This is a genomic window from Nesterenkonia sp. NBAIMH1, assembly GCF_007922635.1.
GTDB lineage: Bacteria > Actinomycetota > Actinomycetes > Actinomycetales > Micrococcaceae > Nesterenkonia > Nesterenkonia pannonica.
Window position 1 is genome coordinate 1,827,619 of record NZ_CP042335.1, and the last position, 20,731, is coordinate 1,848,349.

Genomic DNA, 20,731 nt, shown 5'->3' on the forward strand with positions numbered 1-20,731 from the left:
CACATGATGAGCACCCCTCGCCTGACCCTGAAGACCCAGCTGAGCGCCGCCGCACTCGCCGGCCTGCTCGCCCTGACCGCCTGCGGCGACGGCGGAGACGACGCCGCAGCCGAGGAGAACGGAGACGGCGGCGAGCAGGACTTCGGCTCCGCAGAGGTGCCGCTGTCCTGGATCATGACCGCCGAGTTCGCCGGCATGTACTTCGCCGTGGATGAGGGCTACTACCAGGAGGAGGGCTTCGAAGAGGTCACCCTGGTCACCGGAGGCCCCTCCGCCACACCGTCAGCCACCCAGATCGCGACCGGCACCGGACTCGCCGGGCTCTCCAACCCCATCGACACCGGCAGCTTCATCGACCAGGAGGGCGAGGACGCGCCGCTGAAGATCATCGGCAGCGTGTTCCAGCAGAATGCCTTCGCGATCTTCAGCCTCGCCGACGAGAACCCCATGGAGGACCCTGAGGACCTCACCGAGATGAGCGTGGGTGTGGCGCCCAACAACGAGGGCGTCTTCTACGCGTTCCTCGACGCCAACGACATCGACCACGACGACGTCGATGTGGTCTCGACCGGCGGGGACGCCCAGCCGCTCATCAACGGCGAGGTCGACGCCTACATCGGCTACGCCACCAACCAGGCGCTCTCCGTCGAGCTGGAGGACTACGAGGTCGACTACCTGTGGTTCCACGAGCACAACCTGCCGTTCGCCGCCGGATCGATCATCGCCAGCGAAGAGATGATCGAAGAGGAGCGGGAGGCGCTGAAGGCCCTGCTCGCCGGAACCATCCGCGGGTGGCAGGACGCGCTCGCCGACGACGATGCCGCTGCCGAGACCACGGTGGAGGAGTGGGGCGAGGACCAGGGTCTCGACTACGAGCACCAGCTCCTGACCGCAGAGCGCCAGTCGTCCCTCATCGCCGACGAATGGACCGAGGAGAACGGCCTGCTGACGATGTCCGACGAGCTCATCGAGGACACCCACACCGCCATCGAGATGGTCGGCTACGAGGTCCCCGACGACCTCTTCGACCTCTCCCTGCTGGAGGAGGTCTACGAGGAGAACCCTGACCTGGTGGGGCAGCCGTGATCGCAGCGACCGCTGAGACAAGCCCGCATCTGACCGGGGACGGCGTCAGCCTCAAGGGGCTGAACAAGATCTTCGGCTCCGGAAAGAAGCAGGTCCAGGCGCTGAAGGACGTGGACCTCGCTACCGGACGAGGCACGTTCCTCTCCCTCCTGGGACCCTCCGGGTGCGGCAAGTCCACCATCCTGCGGATGCTCGCAGGACTGGAGGAGCCCACCAGCGGTGAGCTCCTGGTGGACGGCCACACCCCGGAGGAGCTGCGCTCCTCCAATCACCTGGGGATCGCGTTCCAGGACTCGGCCCTGCTGCCCTGGCGTTCGGTGCACTCCAACATCCGGCTGCCGCTGGAGGTGGCCGGCATCAGGCCCGAGCCGGGGCTGATCGAGGACCTCATTGAGCTGGTGGGGCTCAAAGGGTTCGAGAAGTCCCGCCCCGCAGAGCTCTCCGGCGGCATGCGTCAGCGCGTCTCCATCGCCCGGGCGCTGGTCGTCAAACCATCGGTGCTGCTGCTCGACGAGCCGTTCGGCGCGCTGGACGACATGACGCGTCAGCGCCTGAACCTGGAGCTGCTGCGCATCTGGACGGAGAAGCCGGCCACCACGCTGATGGTCACCCACGGAATCTCCGAGGCGATATTCCTCTCAGACGTGGTCGCCGTCATGAGCGCCCGGCCCGGTGAGATCAAAGAGGTCTTCGAAGTGAACCTGCCGCGTCCCCGGACCCCGGAGATGCAGCGCACCCCCGAGTTCCACGCTCTGGTCGACCACGCGTCGGACCTGCTCTTCGGCGACTCCGCGGACGGCGAGCACTGAGGGGCGCTGATGAGCACACTGGTCTCTGCAGACGATAAGGCGGCCGGCAAGGGCGGCGCTCGCCGGACCGTGAGCCTGCCGCGCTGGGCTCCCGGTCTGATCGGTCTCGGCGTCGTGCTGGCGCTGTGGTGGATCCTCGGCGCAAGCGGCGCCGTCGGCGCCGGCCGCGACCGCTCGGCGATCCCCTCCCCGCCTGAGGTGATCGGCCAGCTGGCCGAGGACGGCTTCGCCTTCTACTGGAGGAACTCCTCAGTGACGCTCACCGAGGCCGCGATCGGATTCGGCGTCGGCAACCTGCTGGCGGTCATGACCGCGGCGCTGGTGCTGATCGCGCCGTGGATGGAGCGGATCGCCACGCAGCTCGCAGTGATCACCTACTGCCTGCCGCTGGTGGCGATCGGCCCTGTGGTCTTTGCGGTGGCCGGGCCGCCCTCGCCGGGCGATCCGTCGATGACGGCCAACGTGCTGGCCGGCCTGTCGGTCTACTTCGTCACGGTGGTCACGACCATCCAAGGGCTGAAGGCGGCGGACAAGGCGGGCCTGGACGTCGTCCGGGTGGCCGGCGGAAACCGGGTGCACCAGCTGCTCAAAGTGCAGCTCATCACGGCCATCCCGTACATCTTCACCGCCCTGAAGATCGCTGCCCCGGCTGCGGTGCTGGGTGCGATCCTCGGCGAGTACGTCGGCGGCGTCACCACGGGTCTGGGTCCGGCGATGGTGTCGGCCCAGGAGACGCTGAATGTGGAGCGGCTGTGGGCGCTGGCCCTGGTCGGAGTTCTGGTGGCGGGTGCGGCGTACGCGGTGATCGCGCTGGTGTCCCGATTCGCCGCCCCCTGGGCGAGGAAGGTGTGAGGCCATGAGCAACGTGCTGCGCGCAGCGATGCGCCCGATTCTGAACCTGGTCCTCTCCCTGACGGTGATCACCGTGGTGTGGGTAGCCCTGCTGGAGATCTTCGACGTCTCGGGGATCATCGGCAAAGGACCCCTGGACGTCTATGAGTATCTCTTCGCCGAGGAGGGCTCTGCCGCGAACCGCGATGTGGTCTTCGGCGACTTCCGGGTGACGATGGCGGACACCTTCATCGGATTCACCGCCGGGCTGGTGGTGGCCGCGACCACCGCGATGATGTTCCAGCTGTTCAAAGGCTTCGAGGCGGCGGTCATGCCGCTGGCGATGATCTGCCGCTCGGTGCCGCTGGTGGCGATGGCCCCCATCATCGTGCTGATCTTCGGCCGCGACTGGGTCTCCGTGGCGGCTATGGGCACCATCGTGGTGATCTTCCCGGCGCTGGTCACCATCGTCGAAGGCCTGCGATCCTCCTCCGGGGCGATGACTGAGGTCGTCCAGGTGTATGGGGGCTCCAACGCCACCATCCTGAGGAAGGTCGCCATACCGGCCTCCCTGCCCAGCTTCTTCACCGCCACGCGGGTCTCCATCCCCGGTGCGCTGACCGGGGCGCTGCTCGCGGAGTGGCTGGCCACCGGAGACGGCGTCGGATACGGAGTCTTCCAGGCGATCGCGCACACCGACTACGACCGTCTCTGGGCGTCAGTGGTGGTGGTGACGCTGGCGAGCCTGCTGATCTACTCGTTCGTCGGCGTCGTGGAGCGGCTCGTCGCCCGCAGGACCGGCATCGGGCTCAACGCCGCCTGAGGCCGCCGAGCGACGGCCTCCGCAGGCGCACATGTATGGTCCAGCAGAGCAACGTATGTTGCACTCAGCTGCACGCAGAGAAACGTATGTTCCACAGGTCGATGAAGGAGGAGCCGCATGGTGGGATCGCCGGTACTCGGTGAGGAGACGCTCTCGGCCGCCGACCTGCGTCTCAGCGCCACGGATCAGCTGCTGGCCCGCAGCTACCCCGGGGAGGCGGCAGGACGTCAGCCGGTGCACACCGCCTACGTGCCCGCAGACCAGTTCCTTCCCGGTCTGGCTGACCAGTGGGGACGTCAGGCGCTGGACGCCGCAGAGGCTGCCGGGGGCCTCGGCGCGCTCCTGCGTCACGCTCTTCCGGAGCTGAACGACGAGGAGGCTGAGTGCGAGGCGCTGGTCTCCGCCGTCCGGCACAAGCTCACCGCGGAGCCGCTGGAAGATCTTCGGATCGATTTCGAGGACGGCTTCGGAATACGGGATGACGCCGAGGAGGACCACTGGGCGACCACGGCGGCTCATCACGTCGCCGAAGGGATGGACGACGGGACGCTGCCTCCGTTCATCGGACTCCGATTCAAGAGCATGGAAGCCCCCGTGCGTCGGCGCGGCCTGCGCACTCTGGACCTCTTCCTCGCGACGATCCTTGACGAGGCCGGGCAGCTGCCCGAGGGGCTGCGGCTGACCCTGCCCAAAGTCACCACCGTGGATCAGGTGAGGGTGATGGTCGATGTGGCCGCACAGCTGGAGCGCGCGCACTCTCTGCCGGAGGGGCAGCTGCAGTTCGAAGTGCAGGTCGAAACGCCCCAGATCATCCTCGGGCCGGACGGCCGCATCCCCGTCGCGGAGGCGATCCACGCTGCGGAGGGTCGAATGACCGGCCTCCACTACGGCACCTACGACTACTCCGCAGCCCTCGGCGTCGCCGCCGGCTTCCAGTCCATGGAGCACCCGGTGGCCGACTTCGCCAAAGCCCACATGCAGGCCGCCGCCGCCCAGACCGGCGTGCAGATCTCAGAGGGGTCCACCAACATCCTGCCCCTCGGCTCCGACGACGAGGCGCTCCACGGCTGGCGCCTGCACGCACGGCTCGTCGCCCGGCACCTCGGCCACGGCATATACCAGGGCTGGGACCTCCATCCCCACCAGCTCATCACCCGGTACGCCGCCACATTCCGCTTCTACCGGCAGGAGTTCGCCCCCTGCGCGGCGCGTCTGCGCACCTATGCGCACGGAACCAGCGGCACAGTCCTCGACGAGCCGGCCACCGCCAAGGCGCTCGCCGGCTACCTGCAGCGCGGCGTCGCCTGCGGCGCGCTCAGCCGCCAGGACGTCACCGAAGCCACCGGGCTCACAGCCGCGCAGATTTCGAGCCTGACACGTACGGGGCTCATGCCCGCCGATGAGGAAGGAACCCCATGATCACCCCCACCTACTTCGCTCCCCACGGCGGCATGCCCGGGCAGAAGGAGCTCATGACCAGCCGCGCTGTGGTCACCGAGGCCTACACGGTGATCCCCAGGGGCGTCCTGCGGGACATCGTCACCACAGTGCTCCCGGAATGGCAGGGGACCCGCAGCTGGGTTCTCAGCAGGCCGGTCGCCGGAGGAGCGGTGACGTTTTCCCAGACCATCCTCGAAGTCTCGCCCGGCGGGGGGTCCGAGGCGCCCGAGCCCCAGGCCGAGGTCGAAGGCTTCCTCTTCGTCATGGAGGGCGAGGTCAGCCTCACTGCTGCTGGCCAGACCCACACGCTGACGCCCGGGGGATACGCATTCCTACCGCCCGGCACCGAATGGTCCCTGACAGGACAGGGAGCGGGCCCGTCGCGGCTTCACTGGTTCCGCAAGCGCTACCAGGACGTGCCCGGGCTGACTCCGCGCATCGTCGTCGGCCGCGAGCAGGACGTGGAGCCCAGCCCGATGCCCGACACGGAAGGCCGGTGGGCGACCACCCGCCTTCTCGACCCCTCCGACCTGGCCTTCGACATGCACGTCAACATCGTGACCTTCCAGCCTGGAGCCTCTATCCCCTTCATGGAGACCCACGAGATGGAGCACGGCCTCTACGTGCTCCAGGGCAAGGGCGTGTACCGCCTGAACCAGGACTGGGTGGAGGTCGAGGCGGGCGACTATATGTCTCTGCGGGCGTTCTGCCCCCAGGCCTGCTACGCCGGCGGAGACGAGCCGTTCCGCTACCTGCTCTACAAGGACGTCAACCGTCAGGTGATGCTCTGAGGGGTGCTCAGGCCGCTAGGGTGGGGGCCATGCCTTCCCCCTATGACGTCCTGTGGTCGCGTGACGAGTCCGAGCGGCAGGGTACGCCGCTGGTGGTGCTGCTGCACGGCTACGGCGCCAACGCGCAGGACCTTGCCGGGCTCGTTCCGCACCTCCCCGCAGACTTCACCTATGCCTCCGTGCAGGCGCCCGTGAGCTTGGGAGGCGGGGCGTACACCTGGTTCGAGCTCGACGTGCAGCGACTGGCCTACTCGTCGATGGCTGCCCACGATGCGGTGGAGGACCTCTGGAGCTGGGTGGCCTCGGTGAAGCCGAACCACTCCTCGGTGACCCTGCTGGGCTTCTCGATGGGTATGGCGATGGCGACGTCGCTGCTGCGCTCCAGGCCGGATGAGTTCGCCGCCGTGGTAGGCCTCTCCGGGTTCGCCGTCGACCCCGAACGCGGCGAGGGCATCCCGGAGGGGTACTTCAAGGACGACGAGGTCGCCTCAAGCGGCGTTCCGCTCTTCTGGGGGCGCGACCAGGAGGACCCGATCATTCCGGCTGACCATGTGGAGTACACCCATCGGTGGGCCACCTCCACGGTGAAGCTGACGAAGGTGCTCTACGCGGGCGCCGGCCACGGCATCGTGCCTCAGGAGCTGGCGCATGTGGGCGAGTTCCTGACCCATGCGGTGCTGAAGCCCCGCTGAGCATCAGCCCTGGGGAGGATGGATCTTCCTGTGCGGCTGCGATAGAACAGAGGGGTGAGCGGATCAGAGCCAGCATCGAACAGCCGCGAGGAGAGCATCGGCCCGGAACCGGTCCCCGGTGCCCAGGAGGGCCGGTCAGCTGCGCCTGAGGCCGTGGAAGCGGCCGGGGGCGATCTGAAGGTATCGGAGGGCGGCCCTTCTGCTGCGCGTGCCAAGCACCCGTGGCAGCGATTTGTGGCCCTCGGAGATTCGTTCACTGAGGGCATCGGCGACCCCGACGAGTCACGGCCCGGCTACCACCGGGGATGGGCTGATCGGGTCGCCGAGGAGCTCGCCCGGGGAACAGCCCGCTTCTCGTATGCGAACCTCGCGGTGCGCGGGAAGCTCATCGAACAGATCCGGGACGACCAGCTCGCACCCGCCCTGGAGCTCAAACCTGACCTGATCACGCTGTGCGCCGGCGGCAATGACGTCATTCGGCCGGGCTCCGATCCGGACGAAACGGCCCGCATCCTCGACACCATGGTGCAGATCCTTGCGACCACGGGCGCCACCATCGTGCTCTTCACCGGGCCGGACCTTCGCGAGACTCCCGTCGTGGGCTCCATCCGAGGCAGGGTGGCCATCTACAACGAGAACATCCGCACTGTGGCCTTCCGCCACGACGCCGTCGTCGCGGACATGTGGAGCCTGCGGGAGCTGACGGCCAAGGAGACCTGGGATGAGGACCGTCTGCACTTCTCGCCCCTGGGCCACCACATCATTGCTCGCCGGGTGCTCGACACCCTCAACGTGCCGCATGACCTCAGCCCAGCGGAGGCTCGCCCGGTGGGGGAGCGCACCTGGAGGGAGGCCCGGGTCGACGACGCCGTGTGGGCGCGCCATCATCTCTTCCCGTGGGTGATCCGCCGGCTTCGCGGCCAGTCATCCGGAGACAACATCACCGCCAAGCGCCCCAACATCGAGCCCCTGTTCGGCGGGTCGATGCCCCCAGGAACCGGCGCCGCCTCCGACGCCTGACGGGCTAGTCCTCGCGCACGGGAGTCAGCGTCACCGTGGGCAGGCCGAAGTCCTCACCGCGGAAGTGCACCGTCTGGCCCGCCCGGATCTGCGCTCCCCGGCGGTCCTCCGCCGCACCGTCGACGGTGACCGCGCCCTCAGCGATCAGCTCCCGGGCGACCGCCCCGTTCTCCACCACGCCGGCAAGCTTCAGCAGCTGTCCCAGACGGATCGACTCATCGCGGATCGGCACCTGCTCCACATCACTCATGCCTACGAGTATGTCAGCGCGTCCGGGCTGCCGCGTCCGGCACGTACGTGTGGTTAGAGTGAGCCGATGAGCGAGGACCCCGAGGAGCGCGCACGGCCGGCGGTGAAGTGGCTGTGGCTCCTCGGAGTGATGCTCGCGGCAGGGGCGGCCATCCCGGCCCAGGGCCGTGTGAATGCGGAGCTCGCTGCGGCGGCGAATGACCCTCTCGTCTCCACGCTCTTCACCTATCTCGTGGGGCTGGCAATCATCGCCCCGGTCACGCTCCTCACCCGCCGCGGCAGGTGGGGGCTCGCTGCGGTCGGACCGGCGCTGCGCAGCGGCGAGGTGTCGTGGTGGCATCTTCTCGCAGGCTGTCTGGGCACCTACTTCATCTTTACCCAAGGCGTGGCCATGGCCGTCGTCGGGGTCGCGGTGTTCTCCGTGGCGGTGGTGACCGGACAGACGATCGGAGGCCTGCTGTGGGACAAGATCGGGCTGGGCTCCGGGGGGCCCAAGCAGCTCAACGGCTTTCGGCTGATCGGTGCGGCGCTGACCATCGTCTCGGTGCTCTGGGCCGTCTCCCCGCAGCTGGGCTCCAACGGCGGGCTCGCTTGGGCCCTGATGGTGGTGCTTCCCTTCACCGGCGGGTTCGTGCAGTCGGCCCAGCAGGCCATCAATGGTCGGCAGACGGCTGCCTACGGGACCCTGCTTCCGGCCACTCTCTTCAACTTCCTCACCGGAGCGCTGCTCATGGCTGCGGTGTACGGGGGCAAGGTGCTCATCGCCGGGACGGGGGAGGCGCTGCCGACGGTGTGGTGGAACTATCTGGGCGGCGCCCTCGGGCTGATCTTTGTGGGGCTGGGCGCCTACCTCATCACCCAAGTGGGGGTGCTGGTCACCGCCATGGGGATGATCGCCGGGCAGCTGGTGGGCTCCCTGGTGCTGGACATCATCTTCCCTGCGCCCGGATCCGTGATCGCCTTCGCCACGGTGGCCGGAACGGTGCTGACCCTCGTCGCTGTGCTGGTGGCGTCGCTGCCGGACATCCGTCGCTCTCGTCCCCGCTGAGACGCACCCAGCTCATCTGCTGAAACATTCGTTTCGGTATCCTGACGCCATGGAGGTCAGCACTCCCGCCAGCAGGCGGATCGACGCACGCATCGACGCCGCATACGGGGAGCTTCCGCCCCAGGAGCGACGGGTGGCGGACTTCCTGCTGGAGCATCTCGGGGACCTCGCCATCTTCTCCGCCGCCGACATCAGCCGCGAAGCGGGCGTGTCGAAGGCGACCGTCTCCCGCATCTTCCGCAAGCTGGGGTTCGAATCGTTCAGCGAGGTCCGCGACCACGTGCGGGAGCTGCGGCACCGGGGCATCCCCACGACTGCTCCGGCCAGCTCCGAGGACACCGAGGGGCTCACCGTCCTGGAGCGGCACGAGGCGCAGGAGCGGGAGAACCTCAGCAGGGTCATGGCCGCCTTGGAGGGCGGACGCCTGCAGCAGGCCGTGCAGCTGATCTCGGACGCGCGGCGCGTGGTGGTGGTGGGGCTGCGCAACGGGTTCCCGCTCGCGCTTCATCTGCGCCAGCAGCTCACCCAGATCCGCGGCGATGTGACGCTGGCGCCTCTGCCCGGACAGTCCCTGGGGGAGGAGCTGGCCGCTCTGGGGGCTGAGGATCTCGTGATCGTTCTGGGGTTCCGCCGCAGGCCGGCTCTCTTCGGGCGCGTGGTGGAGAGAGTCGATGCGGCCGAGGCTGGGCTGCTCCTCATCGGGGATTCCACGGCGCGTCCCTATGCCGGCCGAGCGGATGCGTGGATCGAGTGCTCACACCATGCTGACGGCGCCTTCGACTCCTATGCGGCGGCAATGTCGCTGATCAGCATCCTCTCCAGCGGCGTCCTCGACGCCCGCCGCACCAGCGGCCACCGGCGCATCTCGCACATCTCCGCGGCGTACGAGGAGATGGGCGAGCTCGAAGATCTCTGATCGCCGCCCCCTGTGGCAGGCTGATCGGCGTGAAGAAGCTGCTCCTCGTCCTCCTGGCGCTGCTGGCGGGAGTGGTCTTTCCGGTCCAGGGGCGCATCAATGCCGCACTGAGCGCGGAAGCAGGCGACCCGATTCTGGCCGCTGCGGCCTCCTTCGCCGGAGGACTGCTCCTTATGATTCTCATCTGCGCGCTGCACCCCGGAAGCCGCAGGGCGACCGCGCGGGTGCCGGCAGCCCTGCGGTCGGGGCAGGTGCGCTGGTGGCACCTCGGAGCGGGCGCCGTCGGAGGACTGGTCGTCTTCACGCAGGCGCTGACGATCGGGCTGGTGGGCGCAGCCGTCTTCATCGTGGCTCTCATCGTGGGGCAGCTCCTGGGGAACATCACTCTTGACGCTGTGGGCCTGAGCCCCGCCGGGCGCAAGCCGCTGACGCTCATGCGCGGCACTGCGGCGGCCCTGACAGTGGTTGCCATCATGCTCATCCTGGTCCCGGGAATCTCCGGCGACGGCTTCGGCGCAGCGTGGATCCTCAGCGCCGGGCTTGCTCTTCTGGCGGGCATGCTCAACGCCGGCCAGCAGGTGATCAACGCCCGGCAGTCGGCGGCCTACGTCAGTCCTGCGCCGGTGACTCTCATCAACTTCACCGCTGGGCTCCTCGCACTGGTCGTGGCCGGCCTGGTGCGCGGCACCGAATCTGCCCTCGGGTCCCTGCCGGAGCTGACTGAGCCCACGAACTGGTGGTACTACGCCGGAGGTCCCCTCGGCTGCCTGCTGATCGCCGTCTCGGCAGTGCTGATCGGGCGAGTGGGCGCATTGGCGGCCGGCATCGGAATCACAGCGGGCCATCTTCTGGGAGCCGTGGCGGTGGACCTGGTCGCACCGGCCGAAGGCGTCGTCGTCACCGGGTGGACTCTGGGCGGAATCGTGATCGCACTGGGAGCGTCCTGCCTGATCGGCCTGTCCGGTCCTCGACGTCCGGTGCGGCAGAGGTAAGCTGGCCTGCGACCTGCGGGACTGCCGCCCTCGGGCACCCCGCACCTCAGCTTTTCAGGAGAGTTCACGCCATATGGCCACCGAAACCACGCTGGACAAAGTCATCAACCTGGCCAAGCGCCGCGGCTTCGTCTATCAGGCCGGTGAGATCTACGGCGGCTCCAGGTCGGCCTGGGACTACGGACCCTTGGGCACCGAGCTGAAGGAGAACATCAAGGCCGAGTGGTGGCAGACCTTCGTCCGCGGGCGCGGTGACATGGTCGGCCTGGACTCCAGCATCATCCTTCCCAGTGCGGTCTGGAAGGCGTCGGGACACGTCGACACCTTCACCGACCCCCTGGTGGAGTGCCTGCAGTGCCACAAGCGGCACCGCGAGGACAAGCTCATCGAAGCGTTCCAGGAGAAGAAGGGCCGCGATCCTCAGGACGGCCTGTCTGAGATCCCCTGCCCCGACTGCGGCACCAAGGGCAGGTTCACCGAGCCTCGTGCATTCTCGGGCCTGGTGAAGTCCTACCTGGGCGTCGTCGACGACGAGTCCGGCCTGCACTACCTGCGGCCTGAGACGGCTCAGGGCATCTTCGTGAACTTCGCCAACGTGGTCACCACCGCCCGGAAGAAGCCGCCCTTCGGCATCGGCCAGATCGGCAAGGCATTCCGCAACGAGATCACGCCGGGCAACTTCATCTTCCGCACCCGCGAGTTCGAACAGATGGAGATCGAGTACTTCATCCACCCGGAGCATGCCGTCTCCTCCTTCGACCAGTGGGTCGAGGACTGCGTCGGCTGGTTCACAGACCTTGGGCTGAACCCGCAGAACCTGCGCCAGTTCGACGTTCCCGACGGCGAGCGCGCCCACTACTCGGACCGCACCATCGACCTGGAGTACAAGTTCGGCTTCCCCGGCTCGGAGTGGGGCGAGCTCATGGGCATCGCCAACCGCACCGACTACGACCTCTCCCAGCACATCGAGCACTCCGGCAAGGAGCTGTCCTACTACGACCAGGGCACGGAGGAGCGCTACGTCCCGTACGTCATCGAGCCGAGCTTCGGCCTGACGCGCTCCATGATGGCGTTCCTGGTGGACTCGTATGTGGAGGATGAGGCCCCCAACACCAAGGGCGGCGTTGACGTCCGCACGGTGCTGAAGCTCCACCCCAAGCTCGCTCCGGTCAAGGCGGCCGTGCTGCCCCTGTCCAAGAAGCCCGAGCTTGCCGGACCTTCCGCGGAGCTTGCCGCCCAGCTGCGCCGGCACTGGAACATCGACTACGACGATGCCGGGGCCATCGGGCGCCGCTACCGCCGGCAGGACGAGATCGGCACGCCCTTCTGCATCACCGTCGACTTCGACACTCTCGAGGACCAGGCGGTGACCATCCGTGACCGTGACGAGATGACGCAGGAGCGCGTGTCGCTCGACCAGGTGCAGAGCTATCTGGCCTCCCGGCTCATGGGAGCCTGAGCCTCGGGTTTTATAGGGACGAGAACAGGCGTAGAATCCCGCGGTGTGTCCGAGACCCCTGTGGAACCTCGCCTGACCCTGGAGAACGGCTTCACCGTCCGCCCCTGGCGCGACGGAGATGACCTTGCGCTCCTGGAGGTCTGGGGCGACCCCGAAAACCCGATGCACCATGCCGACCGTGCGTTGCTGCGCCCCAGCTCCAACTCGCCGTGGGCGCGCTGCGTGGTCGCCGAATTCGGCGGCCTTCCCGTGGCGGCGGCGACGCTCTTCAAATCAACGCTGCACCCCGATCGGCTCTCCTTCTATGCGGAGGTGGCGCCCGAGCACCGCCGGTCCGGCGCGGCCGCTCAGCTGCTCGAGCTGCTGCAGGCCGAGGCGCCCTCCTGCGGCGTGAAGTCGCTGAAGGCCCGCTGCGCCAAAGGCTCCGCCGCCCAGTGCTTCCTGAAGGACAGCGGCTTCACCAAGATCCAGTGCTCCCAGAGCGTGGTCGTCACGCCGGGCTCCCTCGCCCTGCCGGATCTCGAATCCTCACCCCTGGAGATCGAAGACCTCGCCACAGGCTCCGTCGAGCTGAGCGAACTGGTCGCCGAGTTCTACAACGCTGTCCACGAATGGGACCGGGCGGAGATGACCATTGGGAAGGCGCAGCAGATGCTGCTCTCCCCGGAGACCGGCGCATCCGGCGCGGTCGTCCTGCGCGACACCGAGCAGAGCCGCATCCTCGCCTTCGCCGTCAGCTACACCGCCGAGCAGAGCGAGGACCCCGCCGATGTGCTGCTCGGCTGGAACCCCTCCCTGAGCGACGAAGAGATCGAGACCGCCGTCCGCGACCTGCTCGCCATGGTCGCCGCCCGCTTCCCGGTGCGTCTGGAGGTGGACAGTTCCATGGTCCCCCTCAAACGTCTCACCGACGCCCTGGTGGACCGCAGCGACGCACAGGTCGACTTCGAAGCCCTGATCTACGCCCGCGATGCAGACGCTGAATAAGCTCCTCCCGCCCCTGAAGCTGGGGCCCATCACGGTCGACACACCCGTGGTCCTGGCGCCGATGGCCGGCATCACCAACACCGCCTTCCGTCGTCTCTGCCGTGAGCACGGCGGGGGCCTCTACGTCAACGAGATGGTCACGGCACGGGCGCTGGTGGAGCGCCGCCCAGAATCCCTGCGCATCATCAGGCATGAGCCGGACGAGGTCCCGCGATCGGTCCAGCTGTACTCCGTGGACCCTGTCACCACCGGCCACGCCGTCCGGATGCTGGTGGAGGAGGACCACGCCGACCACATCGACCTGAACTTCGGCTGCCCGGTGCCCAAGGTCACCCGCAAGGGCGGCGGCTCCGCGCTGCCGTGGAAGATCCGCCTGTTCGAATCCATCATCAGCACTGCGGTGCGCGAGGCCTCCCGGGCGAACATCCCCGTCACGGTGAAGATGCGCAAGGGCATCGACGAGGACCACCTCACCTTCCTCGAGGCAGGCCGTGCAGCCCGCGATGCCGGAGTGGCCGCGGTCGCGCTGCACGGACGCACCGCCCGCCAGCACTACTCAGGCCAGGCCGACTGGGACGCCATCAAGCGCCTTCGAGACGCGCTGACCGACATTCCGGTGCTCGGCAACGGCGACATCTGGTCCGCTGAGGATGCTGTGCGGATGGTCGAGCAGACCGGTGTCGACGGGGTCGTGGTCGGCCGCGGCTGCCAGGGACGCCCGTGGCTGTTCGGAGACCTGCAGGCCGCCTTCGAGGGCAGGGAGGACCGGCACCGGCCGGGACTGCCCATGGTCATCGACACCCTCCTGCGGCACGCCCAGATGCTGATCCCCTACTTCGACGGGGATGAGCGCAAAGCCATGCAGGACATCCGCAAGCACGTGGCCTGGTACTTCAAGGGCTACCCGATCGGCGGCGAGCTGCGCTCGCAGCTGGTCACCGTCGAGACGCTCGCCCAGCTGGAGGACCTGCTCGGCAGGCTCGACCAGTCGATCGGCTACCCGGGGGAGCCTGCCGAAGGGCCCCGGGGCCGTGCGGGCTCGGCCAAGAAGGTGCACCTCCCGGAGGAGTGGCTGAGCTCCCAGGAGCTCAACGAGGATCAGCAGCGCATGATCCAGGCCGCCGAAGTGGACATCTCGGGCGGCTAGCGGCCCCAGCCCTGCGGCCCGAGCAGCGCCCCCGGTAGGCTGAAGCCCGTGAATGTCAGGAATGTGGAGCGCATCGAGGGTGACTACTCGGCCCTGCCCCCGGGCTACGCGGAATCCGACGAGGATCGGTGGGTTCCCGAGCACGGCAAGTCCGTCTACCGCTCCAGCTTCGAACGGGACCGTGCCAGGCTCCTGCACTCCTCGAGCCTTCGCCGCCTGGGCGCCAAGACGCAGGTCGTCTCCCCGGATGTCGACGATTTCTCCCGCACGCGCCTGACGCACACTCTGGAAGTGGCCCAGGTCGGCAGGGAGCTCGGCCGTCAGCTGGGCTGCGACCCGGACGTGGTGGACGGCGCCTGCCTCAGCCATGACCTGGGGCACCCGCCGTTCGGACACAACGGCGAGAAGGTCCTCAACGAGCTCGCCGCAGGCATCGGAGGATTCGAAGGCAATGCGCAGACGCTGCGCATCCTCACACGTCTCGAGACCAAGCGCTTCCACGCTGATGGGCGCTCGGCCGGGCTGAATCTCACCCGCGCGTCCATCGACGCCGCGGTGAAGTACCCGTGGCAGGCGCACCAGGCGCCGCTGAGGCAGGACGGGGCCAGAAGCCCCAAGTTCGGCGCCTACGAGGATGACCTCGGCGTCTTCGACTGGATGCGCGAGGGGATCGAAGGACTCCGCACCCCCATGGAGGGGCAGGTGATGGACGCCGCCGACGACATCGCCTACTCGGTGCACGATGTGGAGGACGGGATCGTCTCAGGGCGATTCCAGCTCGGCTTCCTGGACAACGATCTGCAGCGGGCCCGAGTCATCCAGACCACCCAGGAGTGGTACCTTCCGCAGACCTCGGAGGGACGTCTGGACGAGGCGATCGCACGACTGTCCGCGGCGGACTCATGGGTGCGGGAGTCGGACGGCTCCCGACGATCCCTGGCGGCGCTGAAGAACATGACCTCCGACCTGATCGGCCGGTTCTGCGGCGACATCTACGACGCCACACGCAGGGCCCACGGCGGGCAGCCGCTGGTCCGGCACGAGGCGGACCTGGTGGTGCCCACCGAGACCCTGGAGGAGATCCAGGTGATGAAGGGGATCGCGGCGAACTACATCATGGCCTCCCGGGAGCAGATGCCCGTCTACACCAGGCAGAAGGACGTGCTCACGGACCTGCACAGCCTCCTGATGGACACCAAGGATCGGTTCCTGGACCCTCAGTTCCAGGCGGACTACCGGGCTGCGGACGACGATGCTGCGCGGCACCGGGCCGTGATCGATCAGATCGCTTCGCTCACCGACGGCGCCGCCCTGGAGTGGTACGCCACCCTGGTCCACGGCAAGCCTGTGGTGAACCGGCTCTTCGCCTGACCCCCATGGCGCTGTCCAGAGAGCGGATCGTCGAGGCGGCCTATGAGCTGCTTCGCGACTACGGCCTTCAGGACGTCTCGATGCGTCGCATCTCCTCAGCCCTGGAGGTGCGGCCGGGGGCCCTGTACTACCACGTGCCGAACAAGCAGGAGCTGCTGCGGCTGGTCGCCCGTTACGCACTCGTGCCCCTGGAGGATGCTCAGGAGGCCCCGTTCGATCTGCTGCTGCGCCTGCGCCGGACGCTGCTCTCGCTGCGTGACGGCGCTGATCTGGTCCTGATCGCCTACGCCCTGGATGCGGAGCTTCCGCCTGTGCCAGGCCTGACGGCGGCCCTTGAGGCCGAAGGGACTGACGCAGGCTGGGCTGAAGAGGTGGCTGCAGTGCTGATGCGCTGCGCCCTGGGCGCTGTCGCAGTGGAGCAGAATGCCAGCCTCTTCGGAACATCTGATGAGGAGCGCAGCGCGAGGCTGTATGAGCATGCGATGCGCTCGGTGCTGAGCGGCAGCTCGGACCCCGTTTTGTACACCGTTCAACGGCCGGATAGTCTCGACCCATGTTAGCTGAACAGCGTTCAAATACTGAGGCCGCCGCAGACGACTCCGCAGGACGAGCTGCGCAGCGCTCCCGAAGCCCGGAGACGGTCATGAACGTCGCCCTCATCGGCGTCTTCGCGGCGCTGATCGCGGTGCTGACCTTCGCCCCGCCCATACCGGCGGGCAATGCTGGTGTTCCGATCACCCTGCAGAGCCTGGGGGTCGCTCTGGCGGGGCTTGTCCTGGGCCCGTGGCGCGGCGCCGCCGCAGCAGGCCTCTATGTATGCCTGGGCCTGCTGGGCCTTCCCATCCTTGCCGGATTCACCGGAGGGCTGGGCGCGCTCGTGGGTCCCTCGGCCGGCTACCTGCTGGCCTTTCCCGTATCAGCACTCATCGTGGGCCTCGTCGCGCGAGCCGCGCTGAGGCGAACGGCCCCCCGCTGGTGGATTCCGCTGCTCTTCGCCGCGGCGCTGAGCGGAAGCATCCTCGCCGTCCATCCGCTGGGCATCGCAGGCATGATGCTCAACCTGGACCTCTCGCTGCAGCAGGCGTTCCTGGCCGACGTCGTCTTCTGGCCGGGCGATCTCGTGAAGTCGTTCGTCGCAGCCCTTGCCGCAGCCCTGATCCATCGAGCATTCCCCGCTCTGCTGGTCCGGCCGCGGTGACCCCTGCTGCCGAGAGGCTGATCGCCTTCGACCGCGTACGCGTGCTCGTCGGTGAGCGAGAGCTGCTGCGCGTTCCCGACCTGTCGCTCACCGAGCAGCGCATCAGTGTGATCGGCCCCAACGGCGGCGGAAAGTCCACGCTGCTTCAGCTCATCAACGGCCTGGTCGAGCCCACCCACGGATACGTGTCGGTCCATGGCGCCGACACCGTCGACAGCGGCACCCATGTGCGTCGACGGGCAGGGTTCGTCTTCGCGAATCCGGCTGCCCAGCTGGTGATGCCCACCCCGCTCGAGGACGTGGAGCTGTCGCTGCGGCGCCGCACGAAGTCACGGTCGCTGCGCCGCGAGGAGGCGATGGCGTGCCTGGAGGAGCTGGGCATCGCCGAGCTCGCCGAGCGCAGCTCCCATGAGATCTCTGCGGGCCAGCAGCAGCTCGTCGCGCTGGCGACCGTTCTGGTGCTGCAGCCTGAGGTTCTGCTCCTCGATGAGCCGACCACCCTCCTCGACCGGGTCAACGCCCGGCGCTTCACCGCGGTGGTGGATCGCATCCAGTCCCGACAGGGCATTCAGGTCATCACCGCCACGCACGACCTCCAGCTCGCAGCGCAGGCCGAGAGGACGATCCTGGTGCAGGATGGGCAGATTGCCGCTGACGGAACCCCCGAGGCGGTCGTCGCCGAGTACATCCGACGGGTCGATGCATGAGCACAGAGACTCGGCGCCCCGAAGGGAGGCGGCGCACCCGCAGACGACCGCGGCCCATACGTCCCCGCGATCAGGTCTTCGGCCAGCGGTCTCCCACCGTGGGCTTCCTGCACCGGACGCCGGCGGGGGCGAAGGTCGCAGGCATGGCGGCCACGGCGATCCTCGTCATGGCAGTGCGGGATCCTGCCGTGAGCGCAGCCGTGGTGGCCGGCATCATCGTGCTGGCGGTGGGCGCCCGAGTCCCGCTGCGCATGCTGCTGGTGCTGCTCAGGAGGATCTGGCTGCTGATCGCCGCTGTGCTGCTGGCCCAGCTGATCTTCAACGACGTCGCCACGGGGCTGGAGGTCATCACCCGCGTCCTGGCGGGGGTCCTGGCCGCTCAGCTGATGATTCTGACAACTTCCGTCCCGGAGCTCCTGCGGGTCTTCTCAGCCCTGCTGCGTCCGCTTCGGCTCATCGGGCTGAGGCCCGGCAGGATCGTGCTGGCGGCGATGGTGATGCTTCGTGCCGTGCCGTACCTGGCGGATCAGTTTCGCGTGGCCGAGCAGCAGGCGCGGGCCAGGGGCCTGGAGAGGGATCTGCGGGCCAGGACGGTCCCTGTGCTGCTGGCCGCGGTCGCCTATGCCAGAGACACCGGCAAGGCTCTTGCCGCCCGCGGGATCGACGACGTCGAGTGATGCAGACGGGCTATGACCCGTTGGCCCTGCCGATGTCTCCTGTGGTCACGCCGAAGCTGCCGAACAGCTCGGAGGCTTCCACGTAGAGGTTCAGGTCAGGCTCGCCTGCGCCCATCGCGATCCGCCCGCTGATGCTCTCATCCGCGTAGACCGGAAGGGCCGAGCGGGTGCCGAAGGGAGTGATTGTCCCGGGGTGGTATCCGGTGGCACTGAGTCCTTCCTCGGGGGTGGCCATCGACATCTTCTTGAAGCCGGCCAATCTGCGCAGCTTGGCCCAGTCGACCGCTCGGTCCCCGGGAATGAGTGCGAGGACGAACTCGGACTCGGAGGCCGTCTGGGTGCGTCTGGCGCGGACCACCAGGGTCTTCACGATCCTGCTGACCTCGACGCCGAGTGAGGCCGCCGCCTCCTCGACGGAGCGGGCCGGTCCTCGTCCGGCGAATTCAACGGGGACCCCGCGCTGGTCGGCGTCGTGCTGCACGCGATCGCGTCCGGAAGATTCAGTCATGATGCTCAGTTTTTCACAGCAGAGCACTGAGGGACGGGGGACGTGGGACCATGGGTGCTGTGGCAGGACTGATCAGGCGCGAAGACATCGATGCGGTCCGCGAGCGTGCCGATCTGCGCGAGATCGTTGAGCAGTACGTCACCCTCAAGAAGGCGGGGGTCGACTCCTACAAAGGACTCTGCCCCTTCCATGACGAGCGCACGCCCTCGTTCCACATCCGTCCCCAGGTGGGCACCTACCACTGCTTCGGGTGCGAGGAGTCGGGGGACGTCTTCGCCTTCATCCAAGGCATGGAGCACACCAGCTTCGCCGAGACCGTCGAGCGCCTGGCCAACAGGTACGGCGTTGAGCTTCGCTACGAGGACGGCGGCTCAGGCCCGGACAAGCAGGAGGCCGGCCGGCGGCAGCGTCTCCTCGACGCCCACAAGATCGCTGAGGAGTTCTTCGCGCACCACCTGAACTCGCCGGAGGCGCAGATCGCCCGCGACGAGCTCACCTCCCGAGGGTTCACGCGGGAGCATGCCCTGCGCTTCGGAGTGGGCTACGCGCCCCGAGGCTGGAACAACCTGCTGGGACACCTGCGCGGCAAAGGGTTCAGCGATGAGGAGCTCAAGCACACCGGCCTCTTCTCAGAGGGCGGCCGAGGCCTCTACGACAGGTTCAGGGGCCGGCTGCTGTGGCCGATCAAAGACATGGCGACGAACACCGTGGGCTTCGGCGGCCGCCGCCTCTATGACGACGATCAGGGCCCGAAGTACCTGAATTCCCCCGAGACTCCGATATACAAGAAGTCTCAGGTCCTCTACGGCATGGAGCACGCCAAGCGCAGCATCGCCAAGAAGCGCCAGCTGGTCGTCGTGGAGGGTTATACGGACGTGATGGCCTGCCACATCGCCGGGGTGGACACCGCCGTGGCCACCTGCGGCACCGCCTTCGGCGACGGGCACATCAAGATCGCGCGCCGGCTCCTCTCCGACGACGGCTCCCCGGCGGAGGTGATCTTCACCTTCGACGGCGACGAGGCCGGTCAGCAGGCCGCGATCCGGGCATTCAATGAGGCCAGCCAGTTCAACGCCCAGACCTACATCGCTGTCGGCCCCGACGGCATGGACCCCTGCGATGTTCGGCAGCACCGCGGAGATGACGCCGTGGCGCAGGTGATCGAGTCCAAGGCCCCACTGGTGGAGTTCGTGCTGCGGCGTCGTCTGGCGGACTGGGACCTCGCCACGATCGAGGGGCGGGTCGGAGCCCTGCGGGTCACGGCTGCGGTGGTGGCCGGCATTCGGGATGCGGCCCTGCGCTCGGCGTACACGCGGGAGCTGGCCGGCTGGCTGGGCACCGACGTGGGCGAGGTGGACTCAGCAGTCCGGTCAGCGGCCAAAGCGGGCCAGGCCAAGGCGAACGCCGCGTCGGGCCCCGATGCTGCCGCGCGCGGCCAGCAGCGATCCGAGGGTGCATCCGGGCAGCCTCCGCAGCCGCGCTACCAGCGCCCTGACACGCGGGATCCTGCGGTGCTGATGGAGCGGCAGGCGCTGGAGGTGATCCTGCAGCACCCGGCACGGCTCACTGCCGAGCAGTGGGAGGAGGTCTTCAGCGTCCGCTTCACCGCCGCGGCGCACCAGGCGCTGCACGACGGCATCCGCATCGCAGCGGCCAAGGCGACGGATCCTCGCTCGTGGGTGGCCACAGTGCGTCAGGAGGTCCCGGAGCCTCTGCGCGGACTGGTGGGGGAGCTGGCCGTCACTGAGCTTCCGGCCAGCACCGAGGAGAACATGGAGCGGTACTGCCGTGAGATCCTCAACCGGCTCGTCGAGCTCAAGATCCAGCACGAGAAGGCCAACCTGCTCGGTCAGCTCCAGCGGATGGACCACTCTCAGCAGTCCCAGGAGTATCGCCGTCTCAACGAGGAGCTGATGCTCCTGGAGCGCCGGCGCCGGGCCCTGCGCACGGTCGACTGAGTCCTCGGTCCGCCGGGGCGGG

General features: G+C 68.1%; 22 protein-coding genes. 20 read left to right on the top strand and 2 right to left on the bottom strand.

Annotation, left to right across the window (positions count from 1 at the left end):
* Window positions 1-3 precede the first annotated feature (3 nt).
* From FS388_RS08695 to FS388_RS08730, 8 genes are all read left to right on the top strand, one after another.
* Window positions 4-1,086, top strand: a complete 1,083-nt coding sequence (locus tag FS388_RS08695; RefSeq protein WP_146341064.1) for an ABC transporter substrate-binding protein — start codon at window positions 4-6, stop codon at window positions 1,084-1,086.
* The gene (locus tag FS388_RS08700) at window positions 1,083-1,895 is read left to right on the top strand and encodes an ABC transporter ATP-binding protein (protein ID WP_146341065.1); all 813 of its coding nucleotides are present in this window, start codon (window positions 1,083-1,085) and stop codon (window positions 1,893-1,895) included. The genes FS388_RS08695 and FS388_RS08700 overlap by 4 nt, the downstream gene beginning before the upstream one ends.
* A 9-nt stretch (window positions 1,896-1,904) precedes the next feature.
* Entirely contained in the window at window positions 1,905-2,747 is an 843-nt protein-coding gene (locus FS388_RS08705; RefSeq protein WP_146341066.1) for an ABC transporter permease, read from the top strand.
* Window positions 2,748-2,751: 4 nt separating this feature from the next.
* Window positions 2,752-3,549: an ABC transporter permease gene (locus tag FS388_RS08710; protein WP_146341067.1), complete on the top strand. Its 798-nt coding sequence runs from the start codon at window positions 2,752-2,754 to the stop codon at window positions 3,547-3,549.
* 117 nt (window positions 3,550-3,666) lie between these two features.
* Window positions 3,667-4,968: an aldolase gene (locus tag FS388_RS08715; RefSeq protein WP_146341068.1), complete on the top strand. Its 1,302-nt coding sequence runs from the start codon at window positions 3,667-3,669 to the stop codon at window positions 4,966-4,968.
* On the top strand, window positions 4,965-5,780 hold the full coding sequence (locus FS388_RS08720; RefSeq protein WP_146341069.1) for a bifunctional allantoicase/(S)-ureidoglycine aminohydrolase: 816 nt from the start codon (window positions 4,965-4,967) through the stop codon (window positions 5,778-5,780). The genes FS388_RS08715 and FS388_RS08720 overlap by 4 nt, the downstream gene beginning before the upstream one ends.
* 29 nt (window positions 5,781-5,809) lie before the next feature.
* The gene (locus FS388_RS08725; protein ID WP_146341070.1) at window positions 5,810-6,472 is read left to right on the top strand and encodes an alpha/beta hydrolase; all 663 of its coding nucleotides are present in this window, start codon (window positions 5,810-5,812) and stop codon (window positions 6,470-6,472) included.
* Window positions 6,473-6,646: 174 nt separating this feature from the next.
* Window positions 6,647-7,492: an SGNH/GDSL hydrolase family protein gene (locus tag FS388_RS08730; RefSeq protein ID WP_146341944.1), complete on the top strand. Its 846-nt coding sequence runs from the start codon at window positions 6,647-6,649 to the stop codon at window positions 7,490-7,492.
* A 4-nt stretch (window positions 7,493-7,496) separates the two neighbouring features.
* Here FS388_RS08730 and FS388_RS08735 read toward each other — a convergent pair whose 3' ends face one another.
* Window positions 7,497-7,742: an RNA-binding S4 domain-containing protein gene (locus FS388_RS08735; RefSeq protein ID WP_146341071.1), complete on the bottom strand. Its 246-nt coding sequence runs from the start codon at window positions 7,740-7,742 to the stop codon at window positions 7,497-7,499.
* A gap of 66 nt (window positions 7,743-7,808) precedes the next feature.
* Between FS388_RS08735 and FS388_RS08740 the strand changes: the two genes are divergently transcribed.
* The 11 genes from FS388_RS08740 to FS388_RS08790 all read left to right on the top strand — a co-directional run bounded on the left by FS388_RS08740 (window position 7,809) and on the right by FS388_RS08790 (window position 18,243).
* A complete protein-coding gene (locus tag FS388_RS08740) occupies window positions 7,809-8,789 on the top strand; it encodes a DMT family transporter (protein ID WP_146341072.1) in 981 nt (326 codons plus the stop codon).
* Window positions 8,790-8,838: 49 nt separating this feature from the next.
* Window positions 8,839-9,705, top strand: coding sequence for a MurR/RpiR family transcriptional regulator (locus FS388_RS08745; RefSeq protein ID WP_146341073.1), 867 nt, complete (start codon window positions 8,839-8,841; stop codon window positions 9,703-9,705).
* A gap of 29 nt (window positions 9,706-9,734) precedes the next feature.
* A complete protein-coding gene (locus tag FS388_RS08750) occupies window positions 9,735-10,697 on the top strand; it encodes a DMT family transporter (RefSeq protein ID WP_146341074.1) in 963 nt (320 codons plus the stop codon).
* Window positions 10,698-10,770: 73 nt separating this feature from the next.
* Window positions 10,771-12,156, top strand: a complete 1,386-nt coding sequence (locus tag FS388_RS08755) for a glycine--tRNA ligase (protein WP_146341075.1) — start codon at window positions 10,771-10,773, stop codon at window positions 12,154-12,156.
* A 45-nt stretch (window positions 12,157-12,201) separates the two neighbouring features.
* Complete coding sequence (locus FS388_RS08760) at window positions 12,202-13,143, top strand: GNAT family N-acetyltransferase (protein WP_246836158.1); 942 nt, start codon at window positions 12,202-12,204, stop codon at window positions 13,141-13,143.
* Window positions 13,127-14,290 (top strand): tRNA dihydrouridine synthase DusB, encoded by a 1,164-nt coding sequence (gene dusB / locus FS388_RS08765; protein ID WP_146341076.1) that lies wholly within the window; start codon window positions 13,127-13,129, stop codon window positions 14,288-14,290. Before FS388_RS08760 ends, dusB begins: the two co-directional genes overlap by 17 nt.
* 48 nt (window positions 14,291-14,338) lie before the next feature.
* Window positions 14,339-15,661, top strand: coding sequence for a deoxyguanosinetriphosphate triphosphohydrolase (locus FS388_RS08770; protein WP_146341077.1), 1,323 nt, complete (start codon window positions 14,339-14,341; stop codon window positions 15,659-15,661).
* Window positions 15,662-15,666: 5 nt separating this feature from the next.
* The gene (locus FS388_RS08775; RefSeq protein WP_146341078.1) at window positions 15,667-16,221 is read left to right on the top strand and encodes a TetR/AcrR family transcriptional regulator; all 555 of its coding nucleotides are present in this window, start codon (window positions 15,667-15,669) and stop codon (window positions 16,219-16,221) included.
* A complete protein-coding gene (locus FS388_RS08780; RefSeq protein ID WP_146341079.1) occupies window positions 16,215-16,859 on the top strand; it encodes a biotin transporter BioY in 645 nt (214 codons plus the stop codon). The genes FS388_RS08775 and FS388_RS08780 overlap by 7 nt, the downstream gene beginning before the upstream one ends.
* A complete protein-coding gene (locus FS388_RS08785) occupies window positions 16,856-17,566 on the top strand; it encodes an energy-coupling factor ABC transporter ATP-binding protein (protein WP_246836159.1) in 711 nt (236 codons plus the stop codon). The genes FS388_RS08780 and FS388_RS08785 overlap by 4 nt, the downstream gene beginning before the upstream one ends.
* Window positions 17,563-18,243 carry an energy-coupling factor transporter transmembrane protein EcfT gene (locus FS388_RS08790; protein WP_246836160.1) on the top strand — a complete coding sequence of 227 codons (681 nt, stop codon included), beginning with the start codon at window positions 17,563-17,565 and terminating at the stop codon, window positions 18,241-18,243. The genes FS388_RS08785 and FS388_RS08790 overlap by 4 nt, the downstream gene beginning before the upstream one ends.
* Window positions 18,244-18,253: 10 nt before the next feature.
* Here FS388_RS08790 and FS388_RS08795 read toward each other — a convergent pair whose 3' ends face one another.
* A complete protein-coding gene (locus FS388_RS08795; protein WP_146341080.1) occupies window positions 18,254-18,751 on the bottom strand; it encodes an aminoacyl-tRNA deacylase in 498 nt (165 codons plus the stop codon).
* A gap of 59 nt (window positions 18,752-18,810) precedes the next feature.
* On the opposite strand from FS388_RS08795, the gene dnaG reads away from it, so the two are divergent.
* Complete coding sequence (gene dnaG, locus FS388_RS08800) at window positions 18,811-20,709, top strand: DNA primase (protein ID WP_146341081.1); 1,899 nt, start codon at window positions 18,811-18,813, stop codon at window positions 20,707-20,709.
* Window positions 20,710-20,731 lie beyond the last annotated feature (22 nt).